Source organism: Moritella sp. Urea-trap-13 (assembly GCF_002836355.1).
Lineage (GTDB): Bacteria > Pseudomonadota > Gammaproteobacteria > Enterobacterales > Moritellaceae > Moritella.
Window position 1 is genome coordinate 603,424 of the sequence record NZ_PJCA01000031.1, and the last position, 20,231, is coordinate 623,654.

General features: G+C 37.9%; 19 protein-coding genes. 10 read left to right on the plus strand and 9 right to left on the minus strand.

The genetic code is table 11. The features are described from left to right. Positions 1-178: 178 nt before the first annotated feature. The gene (locus tag CXF93_RS10680) at positions 179-574 is read right to left on the minus strand and encodes a hypothetical protein (RefSeq protein ID WP_101062503.1); all 396 of its coding nucleotides are present in this window, start codon (positions 572-574) and stop codon (positions 179-181) included. Between the two features lie 1,064 nt (positions 575-1,638). On the opposite strand from CXF93_RS10680, the gene CXF93_RS10685 reads away from it, so the two are divergent. From CXF93_RS10685 to CXF93_RS10705, 4 genes are all read left to right on the plus strand, one after another. Beyond that, complete coding sequence (locus CXF93_RS10685) at positions 1,639-2,523, plus strand: DMT family transporter (protein ID WP_101062504.1); 885 nt, start codon at positions 1,639-1,641, stop codon at positions 2,521-2,523. A gap of 136 nt (positions 2,524-2,659) precedes the next feature. Beyond that, positions 2,660-3,244, plus strand: coding sequence for a porin family protein (locus CXF93_RS10690; protein WP_101062505.1), 585 nt, complete (start codon positions 2,660-2,662; stop codon positions 3,242-3,244). A gap of 513 nt (positions 3,245-3,757) precedes the next feature. Beyond that, positions 3,758-4,678 (plus strand): polysaccharide lyase, encoded by a 921-nt coding sequence (locus CXF93_RS10695; RefSeq protein ID WP_101062506.1) that lies wholly within the window; start codon positions 3,758-3,760, stop codon positions 4,676-4,678. Between the two features lie 131 nt (positions 4,679-4,809). Then, the gene (locus CXF93_RS10705) at positions 4,810-5,874 is read left to right on the plus strand and encodes a polysaccharide lyase (RefSeq protein WP_232784173.1); all 1,065 of its coding nucleotides are present in this window, start codon (positions 4,810-4,812) and stop codon (positions 5,872-5,874) included. Between the two features lie 78 nt (positions 5,875-5,952). Here CXF93_RS10705 and CXF93_RS10710 read toward each other — a convergent pair whose 3' ends face one another. Both CXF93_RS10710 and CXF93_RS10715 read right to left on the minus strand, forming a co-directional pair. Beyond that, positions 5,953-6,654 (minus strand): oxidative stress defense protein, encoded by a 702-nt coding sequence (locus CXF93_RS10710; protein ID WP_101062507.1) that lies wholly within the window; start codon positions 6,652-6,654, stop codon positions 5,953-5,955. Between the two features lie 115 nt (positions 6,655-6,769). Then, positions 6,770-8,419, minus strand: coding sequence for a bifunctional diguanylate cyclase/phosphodiesterase (locus tag CXF93_RS10715; RefSeq protein WP_101062508.1), 1,650 nt, complete (start codon positions 8,417-8,419; stop codon positions 6,770-6,772). Positions 8,420-8,766: 347 nt separating this feature from the next. On the opposite strand from CXF93_RS10715, the gene CXF93_RS10720 reads away from it, so the two are divergent. Both CXF93_RS10720 and CXF93_RS10725 read left to right on the plus strand, forming a co-directional pair. Then, on the plus strand, positions 8,767-9,135 hold the full coding sequence (locus tag CXF93_RS10720) for a PilZ domain-containing protein (RefSeq protein WP_101062509.1): 369 nt from the start codon (positions 8,767-8,769) through the stop codon (positions 9,133-9,135). Between the two features lie 213 nt (positions 9,136-9,348). Next, the gene (locus tag CXF93_RS10725; protein WP_101062510.1) at positions 9,349-9,633 is read left to right on the plus strand and encodes an Lpp/OprI family alanine-zipper lipoprotein; all 285 of its coding nucleotides are present in this window, start codon (positions 9,349-9,351) and stop codon (positions 9,631-9,633) included. Between the two features lie 116 nt (positions 9,634-9,749). Here the strand turns inward: CXF93_RS10725 and CXF93_RS10730 are convergent, their stop codons facing one another. Then, positions 9,750-10,667: a L,D-transpeptidase family protein gene (locus CXF93_RS10730; protein WP_101062511.1), complete on the minus strand. Its 918-nt coding sequence runs from the start codon at positions 10,665-10,667 to the stop codon at positions 9,750-9,752. Between the two features lie 88 nt (positions 10,668-10,755). Then, positions 10,756-11,793, minus strand: coding sequence for a trypsin-like serine protease (locus CXF93_RS10735; protein WP_232784174.1), 1,038 nt, complete (start codon positions 11,791-11,793; stop codon positions 10,756-10,758). A gap of 316 nt (positions 11,794-12,109) precedes the next feature. Here CXF93_RS10735 and CXF93_RS10740 point away from each other — a divergent pair, with 316 nt between their 5' ends. The 4 genes from CXF93_RS10740 (at position 12,110) to fabA (ending at position 16,443) form a co-directional block, all read left to right on the plus strand. Then, positions 12,110-12,943 (plus strand): Tim44 domain-containing protein, encoded by an 834-nt coding sequence (locus CXF93_RS10740; protein ID WP_101062512.1) that lies wholly within the window; start codon positions 12,110-12,112, stop codon positions 12,941-12,943. Positions 12,944-13,102: 159 nt separating this feature from the next. Next, positions 13,103-13,642: a DUF2058 domain-containing protein gene (locus CXF93_RS10745; RefSeq protein WP_101062513.1), complete on the plus strand. Its 540-nt coding sequence runs from the start codon at positions 13,103-13,105 to the stop codon at positions 13,640-13,642. A 217-nt stretch (positions 13,643-13,859) separates the two neighbouring features. After that, a complete protein-coding gene (locus tag CXF93_RS10750; protein ID WP_232784175.1) occupies positions 13,860-15,830 on the plus strand; it encodes an AAA family ATPase in 1,971 nt (656 codons plus the stop codon). Positions 15,831-15,924: 94 nt separating this feature from the next. Then, on the plus strand, positions 15,925-16,443 hold the full coding sequence (fabA, locus tag CXF93_RS10755) for a bifunctional 3-hydroxydecanoyl-ACP dehydratase/trans-2-decenoyl-ACP isomerase (protein ID WP_198551672.1): 519 nt from the start codon (positions 15,925-15,927) through the stop codon (positions 16,441-16,443). Between the two features lie 510 nt (positions 16,444-16,953). On the opposite strand, the gene CXF93_RS10760 is transcribed toward fabA, so the two are convergent. The 4 genes from CXF93_RS10760 to CXF93_RS10775 are packed head-to-tail and all read right to left on the minus strand — an operon-like array spanning position 16,954 to position 20,231. Beyond that, positions 16,954-17,151: a hypothetical protein gene (locus CXF93_RS10760; RefSeq protein WP_101062516.1), complete on the minus strand. Its 198-nt coding sequence runs from the start codon at positions 17,149-17,151 to the stop codon at positions 16,954-16,956. Position 17,152: 1 nt separating this feature from the next. After that, positions 17,153-18,790 carry a hypothetical protein gene (locus tag CXF93_RS10765; protein WP_101062517.1) on the minus strand — a complete coding sequence of 546 codons (1,638 nt, stop codon included), beginning with the start codon at positions 18,788-18,790 and terminating at the stop codon, positions 17,153-17,155. After that, positions 18,787-19,341: a hypothetical protein gene (locus CXF93_RS10770; RefSeq protein WP_101062518.1), complete on the minus strand. Its 555-nt coding sequence runs from the start codon at positions 19,339-19,341 to the stop codon at positions 18,787-18,789. The genes CXF93_RS10765 and CXF93_RS10770 overlap by 4 nt, the downstream gene beginning before the upstream one ends. After that, positions 19,338-20,231 carry a hypothetical protein gene (locus CXF93_RS10775; protein WP_101062519.1) on the minus strand — a complete coding sequence of 298 codons (894 nt, stop codon included), beginning with the start codon at positions 20,229-20,231 and terminating at the stop codon, positions 19,338-19,340. Before CXF93_RS10775 ends, CXF93_RS10770 begins: the two co-directional genes overlap by 4 nt.

Below are 20,231 nucleotides of genomic sequence, written 5' to 3' on the forward strand. Positions count from 1 at the left end.
TTTCGATAAGGAAAAATAATATAAACAACACGTATAGTTAATTACATATTCTTCGAGACTGGGCATCGCAATACAGCTCGCCTTTACAATTCCCAGCTGCTCAATAACATTGTTGCTAACAACTGCTCTAAAGTTATTAGCAATCTATAAATCAAATATTCAATTACAAATCTAGTCATTAGCCATCTATTAGCAAAACCATTTCGTTTAGCGTGGCATGAAACATACAGCTTACATCATCATGACTAAACTCATTACCATTTAAGTTAACAGTGATTTCAGTATCATCATTATCCGTCTCGACATACAGTGTGTTTTTAATTTTGGGATAGTTTTCCAATAACACATTTTCAGCATGCTTTCGCGTGATCTTATTACTTAGGTGTACGGTAATAATCCCCGTCCCCAGCAATAGATTATTCATGCCATGCTCAAAAACATCTGCAAGCATACCTTCGACAAACTGACTTTTTGAAACATTACATTGGTCGCTTATGGTCTCTAGTTTTTCTAGCAAGTCTTCGTACATTCTTATCGTGCTGTTCTTTCTGGTTGCATCCGGTTTAATCTTCATGTTTTTACCATTGAGTCTATGAGTTAACAAAAACCTATTTATTTTAAAATAGGAATAAATTGAATACATAATAGCATAATTACTTACTCATTAAAAATTCAGAAAATGAATCAAAGAAGACACCGACCAACTTGATCATTATAGTGTCACAGTGGAATTAAAACTTAACTAATAAATTTTATAAATAGTTAAATTTGTCATGTAATAGTTAACCCACTTAATATTCACCATGAAAAACCTATTATATCAAGTACTTTATTTCGTTTAACGGTCATTATACGAAATAAAGAAATACAGGCATCCCCAGATTGATTATATTTAAAGGTGAATTTAATGTATAAATGAATTCAAAAGTTGATCCAAAAAAATTCTAAATTGAGTTTCAACAAGCTTATTAAGGTTAGTAAATAAGTCCCCAAAATTAATTTCATTATGAATTAACAGATAAGTGGCTATCTACGTTAAATTTTAAGCTCTTGGAAACACCCTACTTTTAGGCCCTTATTTTAAATTTTAGCTGTCATTATCCATACTAAAATTTACATTTCACACAGCGCACGTTTATATTTCAAACAAAACAGATATAACACTTTATTATCAATGGGATAACACCTAATTAGTTAATATTGAATGACGCATAAATAAGCCAGAATCATGCTATATTCCTTGGCATTAGGTGTGTATCTGTAAAACAATAAATACTGTACATAAATACAGCCTTTATTCCCCCCTCGTAAAAATATGACTCTACTTTATCAAAATATATAAATACCCTTTAATTACAATTAGTTATAGTTAACCTTGTGATATCCATTATCGATTAAATGTCGGCTATTTCCTCAATTAAACACTAAACAATAGCGTAATGACGACATTGATTATTACTACTTTGTAAAAATAGAGAATAAGACAGTACTTATGACTTTGTATTCCCGATATAAATACGACATTTAGAAACTTATTATTTAACTATTAACTAAGAGCTTTAATGGGAACATGACGGAAATAGCGATAGAATACTTATTACTTAATTAGGTAATTCAAAACATGTTTTTAGGGATAAAATGAGCAACAATCACAGAGCCGATTTTATATTAGTGATCACGACACTTCTTGCTTCTGCAGGTTGGATATTTTCCAGAGAAGCAATTCAAGTTTTACCCAGCTCGGGTTTTATAGGGCTAAGGTTTATCCTTGCTTCGTTAATACTGCTGCCATTTTGTTACCATGGACTTTTATCAATAGATCGTCGTTCTTTAATTGGAGCTTCTAGTGTTGGCTGCTTTCTCGGCTCTGCAATATTACTTTGGATCTATGCTATTTCACAAAGTGACTCATTAGGCGAAGGTGCATTTATCATGAGCCTTTCTATGCTTTTCGCTCCTATCGTTACTTGGCTGTTTTTTAAAAACCGTCCTCCTCGCATATTTTGGTTTTCATTGCCATTCGCAATTATAGGGTTGATATATTTATCTCAAGGTAGCACTTGGTCATTGTCAGGCAGTCAAATTTGGTTCGTACTTGCAGCACTTATGCTGGCGATACATTTCAATTTAAATAGTCATTTTTCCCAAAAGATACCAACATTAGTCCTTACTTGTATTCAGTTATTTGTCACCGGTGTATTGGGTGTATTCATTTCATTATTTACAGAAACTTGGCCTGCAACAATTGGCATGGAAACTTGGGGATGGTTAGCGATGAGTGTATTGATTGCGACAAGTTTACGTTATGCGTTACAAACTGCGGGACAGAAAAATACCACAACCGCGAATGCAGCAATCATTATGATCTTGGAACCTGTATGGACTGTTATTTTAAGTATGCTTTGGTATGACGAAAGTATGGGATTAACAAAATTCGTTGGCTGCAGTTTAATTCTATTGTCGTTATTGATTTATCGTGGCAGTGGTAAAATATATTCATTAATTAGAACTAATAAAAAATAAGCCGGAATTGTCCTATAGTAAAAAGGTTTACACTTACTTACATTCACTTACAAGACTAACAACTCGTTTCATTGTTTTATATTTCATTAGCTTTATAATTATCGCTATAAAATATATTATTAAACAAAGGTTAATCATGAAAACTATAACTCTATTAGGCGCGCTAACTGCAATCGCATTATCTGTAAATGTTCAAGCAAATCAAGACGTTTCTGGTTTCTACATTGGTGCTGGTGTTGGTTCAACTGAAATTAGCACTGATACTAATGGCTATTCATTTAACAGCGATACCGATGGCGGTACAGTAAAATTTTTAGCTGGTTACCAATTTAATCGTATTGTAGCTATTGAAGCTCAATATACAAAATATGGTGATGTGACTCCTTTAGCTTATAATTTTACAAAAGGATATGAGTGGTCTCCAACAACTGTATCTTTAGCTGCTAATCTTGGTTACACATTTGAAAATGGCCTACGCCCTTTTGCTACAATTGGTCTTTCATCATTGGATCTAGATGAGTCTATGAAAGCACTTGATGACAGCAATGCAACAGCACTTCGCTTTGGTGCCGGTTTAGAATATACCCCACCTGCTTTAGCTGGCGTAAGCTTCCGAGCTGGTTATGAAGGTGACGCATTTGAAATCGATAATGGCCTTAGTTACTCAGATACCACTGTTGTTTTAGGGTCTTTATATGTAGCTGCAAGTTACAAATTCTAAAATATTCAGGAATGATAACGGTGTTCTTGCCGTTGTCATTTATTCTAATAAATTAATACACCAGCCTTGTTAAGCTAATTTACAATTAATTGCTCCCATCATTTTATAGCCTCCGCCAACGATCATGACACAGCCATCTATAACGATCATACCAACTCACTATGTTTCTAATAAATAAAAAGGCACCTTTTTCCGCGTTATAAATTAACCCGTATTTAGTTCAACACTGGCAATTACTCCCTAATAGCTATTCATTATCTGCAACAGCGTTTACCGCTAACATAAGTATCATATCTAGATAAAACCCTTTCGGTAGCACATAAATAGAATTTTACACTTTTATTTGTACTTATTTTTAAAATAATTTCCTCCCTTTATCTTCAAATACTTAGAAATTCAAACCAATGACTTACGACTTTAAGGCTACAGTACTGGTGACTAAGTGACCTTGTACTGTACGATTATTACCGCTAGTATGCTTGAAAATTAAACAACGACGAGTTTGGAGTTCATTTGAAAAAATTATTACTTTGCGTTTTTACTGGTACATTTTTAATTGCATGTGGTGGTAGTGGTGGCAGCGATGATAGTCCTCAGACTGGTCCTATAATACCAGAGATACCTGACGTACCCACAGAACCAGCTAATATTCATGATGTTGTACCATACGTCAATTATGAAAGCGCACCGGGTATTATCGATAATATAAATTTTGATAACCAACAAAACGGCGAATATACCTCCGGTATGTTTAATGCTGATTTTAACAATGAATGGGGAAGTGTTACAGGTAAGGCTAATGTCGTTGACAAAAACGGCTCAAATCAGTTAGCGGTAACTCATCCAAAAGATAATTACAAAAAAGGCATTTCCGGTGGTAAGGATTTAAATGAATTTAACGAACTGTACTTCTCATATGAAATAACGTTCGGTAAAGATTACGACTTCTCTATGGGTGGAAAAATGCCTGGCTTAGCAGGCTTAAATTCTAATGTAAGCGCTAAACCTGACGGTTGTGATTCTGTCGGTGAAGACGATGGTTTTAGTTTACGTTCGATGTTCCGTGAAGACGGCCGTGCAATCGGTTACTTCTACCATCAAGATAAAACCAATAAATGTGGTGATGAAATTGATTATCAGCATGAAGGTAAGAACTTTTCGTTCAAACGTGAAAAGACTTATTTAATTGAGCAATACGTAAAAATGAACGATGCGAACCAAGCAAATGGCATTGTAACGATCTACGTAAATGGCTTTAAAGTTCTTGAACGTAAAAACATGACATTTTCTGAAAATGGTATATATGCAATCAATTATCAATATACCCAGCTATGGCATGGTGGTAACAGCAATGATTGGGCTGTAGACCGAAATTCAACGGCTTATTTAGACAACTTTACGCTAAGTACACAACCACTTAGCTATACAAAATAGACTTCAAAATAATCATCTAAAATTGACCTTGTTTATACAAGGTCAATTTTTTTACCTGTGTAAAAGTATTAAGTGAAAAGATAGTAACTAACACTTTTACCGTAACTTATATATTAATGAGAAATTTAGATTTGAAAAAGATATTCCTGTGTATTCTTACTAGCTTAGCTTTAACTGCATGTGGTGGTAGTGGTAGTGGTAGCAATGATGAACCGCAAACGGGACCAGTAGAACCTGAAGTTCCAGTTGTACCTGTAGACCCAGTTGAACCTGTAGACCCAGTTGAACCTGTAGACCCAGTTGAACCCGTAGACCCCGTTGAACCTGTAGACCCAGTTGAACCTGTAGACCCAGTTGAACCCGTAGACCCAGTTGAACCTGTAGACCCAGTTGAACCTGTAGACCCAGCTAATATCCATGATGTAGTACCAAGCATCGATTATAATAGCTCGGCAATTTTTGACTATGTTGATTTTGATCACAGGTCAAATGGTGAATACACCGAAGACATGTTCGACACAGACTTTAATAATGAATGGGAAAGTATCACTGGTAGCGCCAATATTTTAGATAAAGATGGTTCAAAGGTGTTAGCGATAACTCACCCTAAAGACCATTACAAAAAAGGGATTTCAGCAGGCAAAAAATTAAATGAATTTAAAGAGTTATATTTCTCATATCAAATTACATTTGGTAAAGATTATGACTTCTCTATGGGTGGTAAAATGCCTGGCTTAGCCGGATTAAACCCAAACGTAAGTGCTAAACCAGACGGTTGTAAAACGATAGGTGAAGACGAAGGTTTCAGCTTACGTTCGATGTTCCGTGAAGATGGCCGTGCCATTGGTTATTTCTATCACCAAGATAAGACAAAGTCATGTGGTGATGAAATTGATTATCAACATGAAGGTAAAAACTTTTCATTTCAACGAGATAAAACATATTTAATTGAGCAATACGTGAAAATGAACGATGCGAATCAAGCGAATGGTATTGTGACAATTTACGTAAACGGTTTTAAAGTACTTGATAAAAAAGATATGACATTTTCAGAAAACGGAAAATACGCAATCAATTATCAATACTTCCAGCTGTGGCATGGTGGTAACAGCAGCGATTGGGCTGTAGATCGTGATTCAACAGCTTTCTTTGACAATGTAGCGATTAGTACTAAACCATTAAGCTATAAAACTTAATTAGATGAGTATGAAATAATAAAAATAAACGCCACGCTCTAGGAGTGTGGCATTTTTGTAATAGCTGATTTTTAATTGTTAATCTTCAAGACGAAAAACAACATCTACCTGGTCACGCATAATAATTTGAGCATCTTGATAAGTTGATTCAATATTAGCGGTAGAATCCATTGCCATCGAGCGCATTAACATAGGTCGATGGGATGCGTTTCTGTATGTTATCTTCCATACACCTTCTACTTTTTCGTCAAAACCTTTTGCCAGCGATGCTGCTTTTTCTTTAGCGTCTGTTATAGCAGCTTGTCTTGCTTGCTCAATAAATTTGGATTCATCACTTACTTTTAATTGAATATTGGTAATACTATTAATGCCATCACCAAGCGCACTATCTAAATAGTTATTTAATTTATCTAAATCGCGTACGGTAACATTGACGATACGATTTGCTCGATAACCTATAAGCTCAGGTTTGCTGTCTTTCTTATACTGGTACTCTGGACGTAATATAATATTCGCACTTTCAATATCAGTTCGTGCAACACCTTCATCTTCTAAGCGTTTATTAAAAGCCGCAATGACATCGTCAACTGCAGATTTGGCCTCTTTAGCCGATTTACGAATTTCAGATACTTGCACTGAAAATACAGCCATATCAGGCGAAGTTATAATTTCCCCTATCCCTGTTGTTTCTAAATGAGGGAAACTGACGTCTGCAGCCATAAGGCTTGGAGAAATTAAAGCACTAGTAGTTAATACGGTGGCGAGTAAATATCTGTTCATAGGAATAACCTCTAATAATCATTGTTTATCTAGCTGTTATAGTCAGACAGTAACAAATCGAAAATTATCCTAACATTGCTTAATATTTATAAATAACGGGAAATATCAGGGTTTATTAATAGTGTGATTGCTCGCAGGTTTGTTTGATGATTAGAATTTCAGCATCTTGTTTAGATAATGCTTTATCAAAATAATAACCTTGTGCGTAATCACAACCCAGTTGTTGTAAAAGGTCGCGCTGTGCTAGCGTTTCAACACCTTCGGCAAGTACTTTTACCTCCAATACCTCACCCAAACCAATCACTTTACGCGCAAATTCACGGTCCAGTTTTGAATAACATATATCAGCAACTAATGAACGATCAATTTTTAAAGTATCAAGGGATGAACGTAGTGTTCTAACTAAACTTAGTGATGAATAACCGGTGCCAAAATCATCAATTGCGATGTATATACCCAGTGCTTTTACCGCTCTCACATTATCGATTAACGTTATCATGTTACTGATAGAGGCTGTTTCGGTCACTTCAATTTCAAGTAAGTGTTTAGGACAACCTGAATATTCAATGATATCAGCAAGACGTGACACAAAATTATTCATTTCAAGTGTTTTGAAGGATATGTTAATCGCTATCCTTGGCGGGTAAACAGACTCTGCTTGCCATTTAACGATCTGATTACAAACTTGGGTAAATACCCATAAATCCAATTCAAAGTGTAGACCAATTTCCTCCGCAATCCGAATAAACACGTCAGGTGCAATATAGCCTAAGTCTTTGTGTATCCAACGTGATAACGCCTCAAATCCAACCAATTTATTATTACTGAGATCATATTGTGGTTGATAATGAATTTTAATTAAGGATTGCTCAATAGCATTCGGAAATTCATCAATAATGAGCTTATCGGTCATCAATTTAGGTTTCAGTTCAGGCTTAGCAAAAGAGTAATAAGAGTTACTGTGACGTTCAGATTCTCTCATTGCTGTTTCTGCTGCAATCTCCATCGCAAAAAAGCTTTCATATGCACTGTGCTCGCCGCTTATACCGATACTAAAGGACTTATTCACAGTAATACCATTGCTGAGTATTAATGGACTACGAGATAAATCACACAATGCCTGGCAAAACATGGTGATATACGCATTGAAATCGGCGAGCGCTAGATGCTGTCGGTTTTCAAGTAAAATACCGTAGCGAGCATTAGAGAAACGGACGACTAATCCATCATTCTCGACTGCAGATTTTAATTTTCCGCCTAATACAGCAAGGTAATTATCGCCCGCATCAAACCCATATCGAAAGTTGATGGTAGAAAAATTATCTACACTTAAGACAAGTAATCGCATTTTTGCCGTCGCTGAGTTAACTGTATTGAACAAATGTGTCGCTCTAGCGGTCATAGCCCAGCCATTAGGCAGTCCAGAAATTGGATCAATGGCTTTATTTTCGAGGACTTTAAAACAGATCTTAAATTCGTTATGGTCTAGCTTTTTACAATGTAATTCGATCTTTAAATGATAAAAATTACAATCTACAAGCTCACCAGTAGCAAATACCCCCGCTTCACTTGCGCGAGTATTATCAAATAACTGACTTGTATTTATACTGTTTTCGTTATCATCGAGATGCAATAAGTCATTGAATTCCATGTCAACAACCTCAGTAGAGGTCTGACCAGTCAATGTTGAAAACACTTTATTACAAGACTTAACTTGTCCATTACGGATAATTAAAATAGGTAAAAATGAATCTTCAATCTGCATTTTGGATTACTCGTCAGTCTGCACCAACTATTGGTTTATGACACTTTACACTATGCACTTTTTTGCAACAATACCGTTTAACCTAACTAGCTCTACTTTAAAGGATTATAATTTACAATGAATAGTAATATAAACAGGTATAAATCAAATTAAACAATGATTTACGACTTGAATATTCTATTTTAATTTATACTAGTATGGTCAATTATATTGCATTATTGTGAATTAATCTAAACTCGCCTAAATAATAACCGCCACAGTAGTTGAATTCTGCGATATAACCACCAGCAAAATGCTGTTTTTTAGCCTAAAATATTAAGTTATATAGTTAAATTATAGGTGCAAATATGAAAAATAAGCGTCAATTTCAACGTGTGTTATTTAACCACGATGCTTCATTAACATGTAATGAGCATCAATGGTCAACAAATGTAATCGATTTATCTTTACGGGGACTTTCTTGTACTAAACCCAAAAATGTCATTTTTGATATTAATCAACTAATGACATTATCAATTAAACTTTCTCCTGAACAAGTGATCATTATGGAAGCCGAACTTATTCATGATGAAGAATGTGTATTGGGTATGCGCTGTACGCGCATTGACATTAATAGTATTTCAGAATTACGCCGGTTAGTGCAGTTAAATTTAGCCGACGAAGCGCTTTTACACCGGGACATAGAACATCTTGCGCAGTCACCACCTAAATTTTAAGCCTAAGGAAAAATTGGTATTATTACGGTGTGACAGATGAACATTGAGGTGGTTGTTTTTCCGATCGACGAGAGCCTAAAATTTTGTACAAAGGCAACTGTAAGTGATTAATAGTGTAGCAAAGTGGCAAATTGATAAATCTCTGACATACTTAACTGCGATACGGGTAAATATTTGAATATTGAAGAACTAACAGAAAAAAGAGGTATTTCAATGAAAAATAAATTACTAATTGCAGGTGTTATTACAACATCAGTACTACTTGGAGGTTGTGCCGGCAACGAAGCTGAAGCACAAAAAACTGATCTACAAAAGAGCGTTGGTAGCCTGACCTCTGAAGTCAGTGAATTATCGGCTCAAGTACAAACTTTAGAATCTGAACATGCTGGTATGGCATCACAGCTACAATCCGCGACGGATGCAGCCCTGCAAGCCCAAGAAGAAGCGCAGCGTGCTAATTCGCGTATAGACAATATAGCCGCATCCTACAGTAAATAAGTACTTATATAACGTAAGATAGATTAACAATCGCTATTGTTAATCTATCTTAAATGAATCTGCTTCAAATCGACTATCTTCTTTAATCCTTCTTTTTATTGTTATTCTACACAGTGTTAAATACTGACATTAATAGGTAAGCCGTAGTGTAGTAACACCGTTTCTTTAACTGTATTGCTATCCACGCGATTATTATCTTTAAGCGAATTAATCACCTTGCTTCCATCAACGTCCCTATTCAATGTTTTTGAAGACAAGGGAGAGTGTACTTCCAATAAATGTTCACCATTTGGTTCTAATGTAAATTTTATCGGTCGGTTAATGATTCTTACAGATTCATTAACCTTAACATTATTATATAACCACTCAATATCATCCGGGTTCATTCGAATACAGCCCGCACTGACACGCATCCCTATACCAAAATCTGAGTTAGTCCCATGAATCAGGTAATTACTTTTTCCGTAAGCTAATTGCAAAGCAAAGTTACCCAAAGGATTATGTTTTCCTGCAGGCACAACCCGCGGTAGGACCATTTTGTGTTTATCTAAATATTCGGCTCGCGTTGTTTGTGTGGGGGTCCAAACGGGATCTTTAAGCTTTAATTTAACAACACTTTTCATCTGCGGGGTTTCACGTCCTTCTCGACCAATACCAACAGGAAACACATGTACTTTGTTAGTATTCTTAGGGAAGTAATATAATCTCAGTTCTGGTAGATTAATGACAATGCCTTTATGTTCAACTTCTGGCAATAGCATCACCGTCGGAAGGTCTAATTTAGTCCCTGGTAATGGTAAAAATGGATCTACGCTTGGATTAGACGCCATTAATGCTATCAGTCCAATATTATATTGCTTTGAAACAGAATGAAAATAATCACCGACTTGTACTTTATGCTGAACACGTTCGCCTATCAGCCGCGAACCAGCGCTTGGTAAAGTATATTGCTGAGCATTAACAGCTTCAACGAATAACAAGGATAGGATCACGAGCGGTTTTGATAAGAACTTAAGTTTAGACTTTATGAGCATACTCACCCCTCCATATATAATGCCTCATAGGGTAAGTATAGGCTTAATGATATTACTTTCCTTATAAAACATATGGTGACGTTCTATTTCAATTCTTACGGCGGTGCAGTAAGAATCCTGCTAATAAAACCACAAATGAATAACTTATTCCCCCGCCACTGCTTTCTGATGGCGGAGTACTTTCTGATGGCGGAGTACTTTCTTCCATCAAGAAGATATCTTGAGTGAATGAAGAGTCAGGCGATTGATAAGTACCAGGCATATCAACTTCTTCAATCTTGGCTTTGATCCAGGCACTGTAATGATTTACCTCAGTGTAAACATCTGGATATTGGTAATCTGCACATTGATCTAAAAGACCAAAACTGACAACGCCAGCCAACCGATAACCGCGATCATTATCACTTCGAGCACTTTTATTTTGCCATATCAGTGGACCGCCGGAATCGCCGTTACAAGAACCGCGATCATATGCGTTAGCACAAATAAACTTCGATTCAACGCCAAATAAACGCCAATTCAATGCACAGGTATCATCATCTACACCATTCACAACCGTTTTTTGTAGAATATTAGTTGTTTGTGTTCGGTCTGCAGATGTTCTCCCCCATCCAGAAACAACAAGGTTATTACTTGTCCCAGCATTAAATTCTATATCTGCATCAATTTGAGAGTCATCATCCATTAGTTTTATCGGAAGAGCCGGTAAAGACACTGGTAAGGATAATTTTAACAATGCAATATCACCGATAACATCGACTCGTCCATAATCGGGATGAGCAATTAACTCAGTCACTACATTACCTGACATATTGCCACTACTCGTTCTATCAATACCGCCAGAGTAAACTGTAACTTGGTTAATGTTAACGGGAGAAAATACTGTTCTACTATCACTTTCATTTAAACAATGCGCAGCTGTAACAACCCAATCATCTGTGATCAGAGTGCCCCCACACGCATATGTAGCACCATTTTTATTAATTTCTAAATATACCTGCCAAGGTAATTCTAACGATTTACTGTCAACACCACCCACAACATAAGGTGTAATAGCATCATTGGCATAAGCACTTAATGAGAGTGATATGATCGCGGAGATTGTAATCACTTTAGTTAATATCAAGATGAACCTCTCAAGTTTGTTATTACAGTGATGGCTAAGCGTCACCTGTCATCATTTCTATAAACATAAGTATAGCGCTAACAACAGCAACCATAACCATAAAATAAATCCAAACGACTACATTTCCTTTAATCCGATTATTTAATGGGAACAAATTGTGCGTAGGACACTTTATTGATCAAAAAAAACAAACTATCGGACATTTTATGTCAACTAATGTAAAAAATAACCAATGCAATTGACGCACAGTACACCGTTGCTATGATACTCATTACGTAAAAATGTATATGACATATGTATTAATTAAAGGGATATAATGAAAAATATTTTGACTGTTCTAATGATGGTATTCGCTTTCTCATTAGCGGCACCTGAAGTTCACGCGAAAAAATTTGGTGGTAGTAAATCTTTTGGTAAGAGCTATAAAACAGCGCCACAAAAACAAACACCTGCAGCTGCGACACCTGCTAAACCAGGTATGAGCAAAAAAGGGATGCTAGGCGGTATGCTTGGTGGTTTGCTTATGGGTGGTTTGATTGCATCTATGTTCGGCGGCGCTTTTGAAGGTTTCCAATTCATGGATATGATTATCATGGCCGGTGTTGCCTTCTTATTATTCCGCTTATTTAAGGGAATGATGCGTGCTAAAGCGGCATCACAGCAAGGTGGACCGCAGCCCGCATCTGGTCCTGCGTTTAGACAAGAAGCACAACCTGAAGCAACATTTAATTCAGCTAAGCAAGGTGGTTTTGCAGGTTCAAGCAATGACGTACCATTCAACTTACCCGCTGATTTTGATTTAACTAACTTCTTAACTGGCGCTCGTAGCCATTACAAGACGTTACAGAAAGCTTGGAATGAAAACGATTTAGAAACAATCCAAGAATATGTGTCTATCGAACTATACAATGAACTCCGTGTTCAACGTAAAGAGCTTGAAGGTGAGCAATATACAGAGGTTATGTTCCTTGACGCTGAGTTAGTACGTGCAGAATCAACAGCATCACTTTCACAGGTAAGTGTTAAGTTTAACGGTCGCTATCGTGATAGTCATGAAGATGTAGAAGCCGACATCAATGAAGTGTGGCATTTAGAACGTGATTTAACCCAAGCGAGCGCACCATGGTTAATTACAGGCATTGAGCAATAATCACGCTTATTAGCTAAATTAATGTTAAAAAGGCGGTTAATTACCGCCTTTTTTGATCTTAAAAATCAATGAATATAGCTATCATTGTTTGGATCTGGCGAATTAAAGTTAACACTGCTATGATCCGCGCATAAACGAAAATCATAGGAATTCAAAAACATGGCATCATTACAAGAACAGCTTTTAAAAGCCGGTTTAGGCGATGAAAAAAAAGCAAAAAAAATTCGTAAAGAAAAGAATAAAACCAATAAAGCGGTGCGTAAAAACCAGCAAAATGTCGACACGACTTTGCAAGATGAGATCAAAGCAAAAAAAAATGCCCAAGCACAATTAGATGCAGAGCGTAATAAAGCGATTCAAGAACAAATTGAGCTAAAATCTGAGCATGGTAAAGTGAAGCAAATGATTCAACAGCTTCATATCACTGATTTCGCCGGTGAACTTTCATTTAACTACGTGCTTGATAATAAAGTTAAAACATTGTCAGTTGATCAACCAAGCTATAATGCATTAACCAAAGGTCAAATCGGTTTATGTGTGCTTGATGGTAAATCTTATGTAATGCCAGGTATTGCAATAGACAAGATTAGAGCTGTTGATGAAGCCTATGTGCTGGTATTAAACGAAAATACTGCCACAGAAGTTGACGAAGACGACCCGTACGCAGATTTCGAAATTCCAGATGACTTAATGTGGTAATCACCAACATGAGTTAATCTCTGTCATCTCTCTTAAAGTAACCTGAGTGTTAATCTTCAAGAGGGATGCCAATTAATTTTAGCCTTACTATTTTTGTTAACCGTATCAAATCTGGTTATTAATCCCCCTCAAAACCAGACTATTTGGTTCATGCAGCGAATAAACCTATCTGTTTATAAGACAATCTCATATAATTTATCTATCTACCTTACAATGAGTGATAGCCTTGCTAACTGAGAAAATTACTGCTGATAAACTTGCTCCTGTCTTTAACCTTGGCCCACGCAGCAAACTTGAAGAGTTTGATACAGTAACGCGTGATCAATTGTTTCCTGAAAATAATGAACTATTTTCACTATTTCATGAGACTTCAGCTGCTAAGTTACTTGTAGCAACAGACTTTGACGGTTTTGACCACATAAAATCATTCTCAGATATGTTGCAAAACATGCCAAATAAACGTGCTAAATCCATTTGTTATGTTGAAGATGTAACAAAAGTTGGACGTGCCCATGCATTTGAAATATGGCGCGATCAAACAGTACTGTTTAAGCAACTCATTGAACAAATTATTGCGACTGGTGAGTTTTCTGATGAACAGCTTAGTTCATGCCTTATTAAGCCATACGCTAACCTTGTCCCGCTATTACTCAACCTTAACGAATTTAATGTTGAGCAAGCCTTCAAAGTATTAGCGGATGAGCAATCCCCTACTGTCAGTCTGGTCGATGCGGTAAACTTAGATGAGACGACCCTGTTTGGTAACTTAGACAAGCTGTATAAAAACAGCAGTTATACCAGTAGTGTGGCTCAGTTAATTCCAGGTCTACTACATCAAGCCCATGGCGGTTACATTGTTATCAAGATAGATGAGTTTATTAATAACTCAGCCTTGTGGTATCAATTAAAGTCAGTACTGAGACAAGGCACGTTGAACTGGCAGTCGAGTAACAAAACGGTTCAAACAGAGCTAAAACCAGATCCAGCACCCATTGACGTTAAAGTTATCTTAGTTGGCGATCGACTAGCGATTAGCCAACTTGCTGAAGGTGACAGAGAAATATCAAGTATTGCGAGTTCATTCATTGATTTTTCTTCTGAGTTTAATATCAGCGAAAAAAATATAGCTAACTATATCGGTTATATTAAATTACTCATTACAGATGCTAATTTACTTCCCCTTTCAAGCTGCGGTCTAAAACGTTTACTACGGTTAAGTAGTCGTTGGTGTGAGCATAATAACTACCTGAGTCTTAACGAAGCTAAATTATTAACCTTGTTAAGCTATTGCCATCAAATTGCATCAACAAACACGTTAGATTGTATTGACAGTGACACTATTAATACCGTGTTAGCACTGCAACATGAAGCACTTAATGGTCATATTCGTCTGAGTAATGAAGGTATTATAGAAAAACAAATTATCTTGGAAACTCACGGTAAAAAAATTGGCCAAATAAATGGATTATCAGTACTTGAAATCCATGGTCATCCAGAGAGCTTTGGTGAGCCAGTGCGCATTACCGCTACGGGTCACTTAAATGGTGATGGTGATATCTCTGATGTCGAACGTAAAGCTGAATTAGCGGGTAACATTCACGCCAAGTCGATGATGATTATTCAGGGTTTCTTCACCCATACGTTTGCAAAACCATTACCTTTACCGATCAGTGCAAATTTGGTATTTGAGCAATCATATGGCGAAATTGATGGTGATAGTGCCGCATTAGCAGGGACATGTGCCTTGCTATCTGTACTCGCGCACCGACCAATAGCGCAAAATCTCGCGGTTACCGGCGCTATCGACCAATTTGGTACAGTGCTTGCCGTCGGTGGTATTAATGAGAAACTTGAAGGTTTCCTACGTATCTGCGAATTAAATGAACAAACAGATATGGGCGTTTTAATTCCAGCAGCGAATATTATCAACTTAAATTTAAGTGATAAAATCATTGCCGCGGTGAACAACGGACAGCTAGCTATCTACCCGATTACCCATATAGACCAAGCTATTGAGCTGTTGATGGACATTAAAGCCGGTAATATTGACGAAGACAAAAGCCTCTACAATGTCATCAATCAACTTGCTGAAGAAAATGACAAATTAGATGATGATGAGAATAGTTTGGTAAACAAACTTAAACAATTATGCTCTAAAATCATGGGTAAACAGGGAAGTAACAACTGATTGGACTTGTTAGGCGTACAGATGTACGCTAAGATGACTTCAAGAAAAAAGGGATATTATTATGATAAATGAATTAGAGGTTGAAGTGGTACCTATGTCAGCAACAGAACGCAATAGCTTCGATAAAGAAGACTTAGTTAAATGTGGTAACGGCGAATTATTTGATTCTGATATCCGTCTTCCAAAAGACAATATGCTGATGATGGATCGCATTCTAAGCATTGACAGCACAAGCGGTGAATTCGGTAAAGGCGAAATCATTGCTGAACTAGATATTACACCTGATTTATGGTTTTTTGACTGTCACTTCGACAGTGATCCTGTTATGCCTGGCTGCTTAGGCTTAGATGCTATGTGGCAATTAGTTGGCTTCTTCCTAGGTTGGAATGGCGCTAAAGGTAAAGGTCGTGCTCTGGGTGTGGGTGAAGTTAAATTCACAGGCCAAGTATTACCAACCAATAAAAAAGTGACTTACAGAATTGTAATGAAGCGTGTTGTACTTCGTCGTTTAGTGATGGGTATTGCAGACGCTGAAATGCTTGTAGATGGTAAAGTAATCTATACGGCTAAAGATCTAAAAGTAGGCTTGTTCCAAGATACTACTGTATTTTAAACTTTGATTAATAAAGTTTATTAATATTGCAAAAGAATAATTAACAAAGCCCTATTTTTAGGGCTTTGTTGTATCTATAAGTAGCTGAAAGTAAATGAAATTAAATAATTTTACTTTTTTCAAGTCCACATACTGACCACACCTAATGTTCATGGCACTAATCTGCAATTCCTTCATATCAGCTTATTTAATGTTTTCCGCCCTTCATAATTAAACATTTTCTTACAAAGCCTTACTTGATAATACTTCTTATTTTCATTTGCATTGTGTAAAATGTTAACCATAATATTTGGCTTTGTGTGTTTAGATATATTCTACGGGGAAAATAATGAAGTGCTGTAAAGACTCAATGATGAAGAAAGTGAATAGAAAATGGTTTGAAAAATTACTTTATAGCAGTATTTATAAATGTAATAACTGTGGACAAAGCATTAAACTAAAAGCTAATTAGCTTTTAGTTTAATCAAAAACCATAGACTAGAGCGTTAGCGCTAGCATATCCAATATACATTATACCACCTTATACTTCCCTGCCGAACTCCCACCTGTCACGCCGACTTCGGCATTAGCTTGTATCTCATCAACAACAGCATTAGCAATCGCTTGAGCCAATACCGAGGCTTGAGCATAATCACCAGCGATAACAATACCGCCCTTAACCATCTCTGCTTCAATCTTACTTTTTAGTGCTGATTTGCTTAACGCCATATTATTTCCCTGCAAAAACGGTAGTGGAGCCATCGACATGCGGCTTACCGGTGAATGGGCAAATGCTTGCACAAGTGATCACGCCACTGCCGCCATTTAATTTAATCGTGTCGGCATCTTGTTTGATATTTTTTGCCTTAATTACCTGATCTTTTTTTATCGTAATAGTTTGCTGACCGTTGATGGTTAGCGTGTCGTTTTGTTCAATCGTATGGATACGGTCTTTCAATACGGTTAGCTGGTCATTTAACCCGATCACAATATCGCGTAACTGCCCGATGATTTGCACATGGTTGCCACTATTCACAAAATGCATATTAGCTAATGAGCCCAGGGTAATATCATCACCGGCCATCACTTCAAAGCTGCCTAATGTTTCAATGAGCTTTTGCCCTGCGATGTTTTCTTTACTGTGCTGCTCAATATTGAGTTCATGGCTACCGAACTCCCCTAAATAACGGTTCGCTTGCTGGTGTTCTTCAAATGCGCGACTTTCTTTCTTCTGGTCTGTGGTATCTGTTTTATTACCGGCGGCATCGATACGATCGAATACTTCAGCCCGTTGCTGCTGTAATTGTTCACCCGGTTTAAAATCAGGTAATGACCAGTCACAGCCTAAAATGGTGCGGATAAAAGGCCGGTCACTGCGACCATAGGCAAATGCAATTTCAACCATAGTACCTGCTGCCGGTGTACTTAATAATCCTTGCTCTGCACCACCAAAATGCACGGGTAGCGGCACCGCTTTATAAACCGGCACCTGAGTATCATATTCACCTTGTTCATTTAGAAGTTGCACATCCGCGGCAAAGCGTGGACGAAAAGCATTATTCTCATCACCCTGCGTGGCATTATCAGTGATAACCATGACCTTACCCAACTGCGGTAAATGCAAACCTGCTGCCAGTTCAGGAAACAGATAATTCATCTGCCGTTTTTTAGCCGGCGTATTTTCACCATTTTGCCAGTACAGTGTCATTTCATGGCCGCTAAATTCAACTTTAATTAACCGGTGGCCATTGGCAATAACACCTGGGCGAATAGCGGGGATAACCGCCAGCTTCATACTATTACCACCCCACTGTTCAACACCTAATGCATCAGGGATGGTGATAGGTCGACTTGGCCAACGACTATCACCGTAACTGCCCAGGTAAATATCACTGTTCGTTTGCTGATACCAACAGAAATCAGCGATAGAAAAGGCATAGCCTATATTCTCAAGTACCTGGTAACCACTGCCCTGGGAAACGAAATGCGGAACCACGGTGTCCGTGTATTCTACATTTTCAGGCAGCACGAAATTAAGGCCAGTATCATGGCTTAACTGGGCAACCACTTTAGATACGCTCGCATGCTGCATACTGATAGGCCAGCGCATGGCTAATAACCCTGATAGCTCCCGCACCATAATGCGGGTATAACCCGTTTGTGCTGCTTGAGCCTTAGTCACGACCCCATAAAAATACTGACGCATATCCCCCTGATAACCGATATCAAACTTAACGAATTGCTTCTTTGCTACCACGCCCTTCACCACAAAGGTCGCTCGACCACCGGCATTAAGTTCTAAAATGATATGCTCTTCACTGACTATGCGAGGCTCATCATCGATGAGTAAACGTTTATCTAATTTCATGCTAACCACGTATCAATCGATTTTAGCGTTTTCACAAAGCCAGTTTCTTCAGGCGCTTGTGATTGACTATCACTGACCGCAGCAGGGTGCGCTTTCGGCGTTACCCTAGCGGTATTATCGGTAGTTTCAGTTTTTGCCTGTGGCTGATTTTCCGCTTCACGTTGCGCTTTCACTTCCGGTACCGACAAATATTCGCGTAATGTGAAGCTCACTCGCCATGCCATCAGGTTTTCTTGTTCATCCGATTGCACTCGACCGGTAAAGCGCACCTGGCGGATCTTCATGGCTTTGGCCAACTCGTTACTGATACGGTAAATCTTACGTTTACCGTATTCAGTTTGCTGCGCCAATAACAACAGACGATTTAATATTTCTGGATTTTTAAACGACACCAGCGCGCTAACCGCCATTTCTTTACCTTTAATGCCTTGTTCGGCGATGTCTGTATTCGCAGTTTGCCCGCTCATATCCGCATCTTTAATGTCCATTGATAAATTGATGCGCGATGATTTTAAGGCAAGTAGCTCACCATCAAGTGCAATCTGGGTCATACGAATAGCTCCGAAATAAAGGTTAACGGTGTTTGACTAAGCAGCAAGGCCGCAAAGGTGTGGGTATGTTCATAACCCGGGGGTATTGATTGCTGTAGCATTGCATTTAATACCTCGGGTGAACCTTCAGCTGAAAACACCCGCACTTGGATGGCGCTTTGCTTTAGACTTTCAATCGCATCATGTAACAGCGTTAAATGCGCGGTGCGTTTCATCGATAGCGCTTGGAGTTTAACAATCGGGGTTTGTCTGTCTGCGGCAATACTTTCGAGTTGCGCAACCTGCGCCCCCTGCCAGTTAAGTACCTGACGCAGCGGTGCTGAGTTTAATGCGCTGGCAGGTCTAAATAGCGGTTTTTTAGCCGCTAATGGTTGAGTAAATTTATCTTGCTCTAATGTAAGCCCTTGCCCCGCTCTGCGCGCGACCATCCCCAGTTCAGGCAGGGCCAATACATCAAATACCGCCTTGGTACTGGCCCCGAACGCGGGTAAATTTTGCTCCGCTATCATTAAACCTAATGCGTAACATGGTCCCGTTGGCCTGTTATCATCACTGCTATCAAGTAATTTATCCGCCAGATGTTGAACTGCATTCGCCGGCGTTAAGTGATAGGCCGCATTGGCAACATTATCAGCCAAAAATAAATAAGGATGCGCACTTAACACATGTCCCTGGCATAACAAATCATCTAACTCGCCACGTAACGCGAGCAAATTTGCAGCTTCCGCGCTTAATGCATGGCGGTTAAAACTCACTTTATCCGCAAGAGGCGTTAAACGATGAGCCGCCTGCTCAATAATACCAGCCATTTTCCCTAATACTTGTTCACTTTTTCCCTGGATGGTTTGCGCGCTCGCCGACCAGTTAAAATGTTGTACTTGCCAAGTCAT

Coding starts and splice junctions, on each gene's coding strand:
- CXF93_RS10715 (WP_101062508.1), bottom strand. CDS start 8,419: ATGCAGATTGAAGATTCATTTTTACCTATTTTAATTATCCGTAATGGA.
- CXF93_RS10725 (WP_101062510.1), top strand. CDS start 9,349: ATGAAAAATAAATTACTAATTGCAGGTGTTATTACAACATCAGTACTA.
- CXF93_RS10760 (WP_101062516.1), bottom strand. CDS start 17,151: ATGGCGTTAAGCAAATCAGCACTAAAAAGTAAGATTGAAGCAGAGATG.
- fabA (WP_198551672.1), top strand. CDS start 15,925: ATGTCAGCAACAGAACGCAATAGCTTCGATAAAGAAGACTTAGTTAAA.
- CXF93_RS10765 (WP_101062517.1), bottom strand. CDS start 18,790: ATGAAATTAGATAAACGTTTACTCATCGATGATGAGCCTCGCATAGTC.
- CXF93_RS10710 (WP_101062507.1), bottom strand. CDS start 6,654: ATGAACAGATATTTACTCGCCACCGTATTAACTACTAGTGCTTTAATT.
- CXF93_RS10690 (WP_101062505.1), top strand. CDS start 2,660: ATGAAAACTATAACTCTATTAGGCGCGCTAACTGCAATCGCATTATCT.
- CXF93_RS10685 (WP_101062504.1), top strand. CDS start 1,639: ATGAGCAACAATCACAGAGCCGATTTTATATTAGTGATCACGACACTT.
- CXF93_RS10770 (WP_101062518.1), bottom strand. CDS start 19,341: ATGACCCAGATTGCACTTGATGGTGAGCTACTTGCCTTAAAATCATCG.
- CXF93_RS10775 (WP_101062519.1), bottom strand. CDS start 20,231: ATGACTTGGCAAGTACAACATTTTAACTGGTCGGCGAGCGCGCAAACC.
- CXF93_RS10745 (WP_101062513.1), top strand. CDS start 13,103: ATGGCATCATTACAAGAACAGCTTTTAAAAGCCGGTTTAGGCGATGAA.
- CXF93_RS10730 (WP_101062511.1), bottom strand. CDS start 10,667: ATGCTCATAAAGTCTAAACTTAAGTTCTTATCAAAACCGCTCGTGATC.
- CXF93_RS10680 (WP_101062503.1), bottom strand. CDS start 574: ATGAAGATTAAACCGGATGCAACCAGAAAGAACAGCACGATAAGAATG.
- CXF93_RS10740 (WP_101062512.1), top strand. CDS start 12,110: ATGAAAAATATTTTGACTGTTCTAATGATGGTATTCGCTTTCTCATTA.
- CXF93_RS10720 (WP_101062509.1), top strand. CDS start 8,767: ATGAAAAATAAGCGTCAATTTCAACGTGTGTTATTTAACCACGATGCT.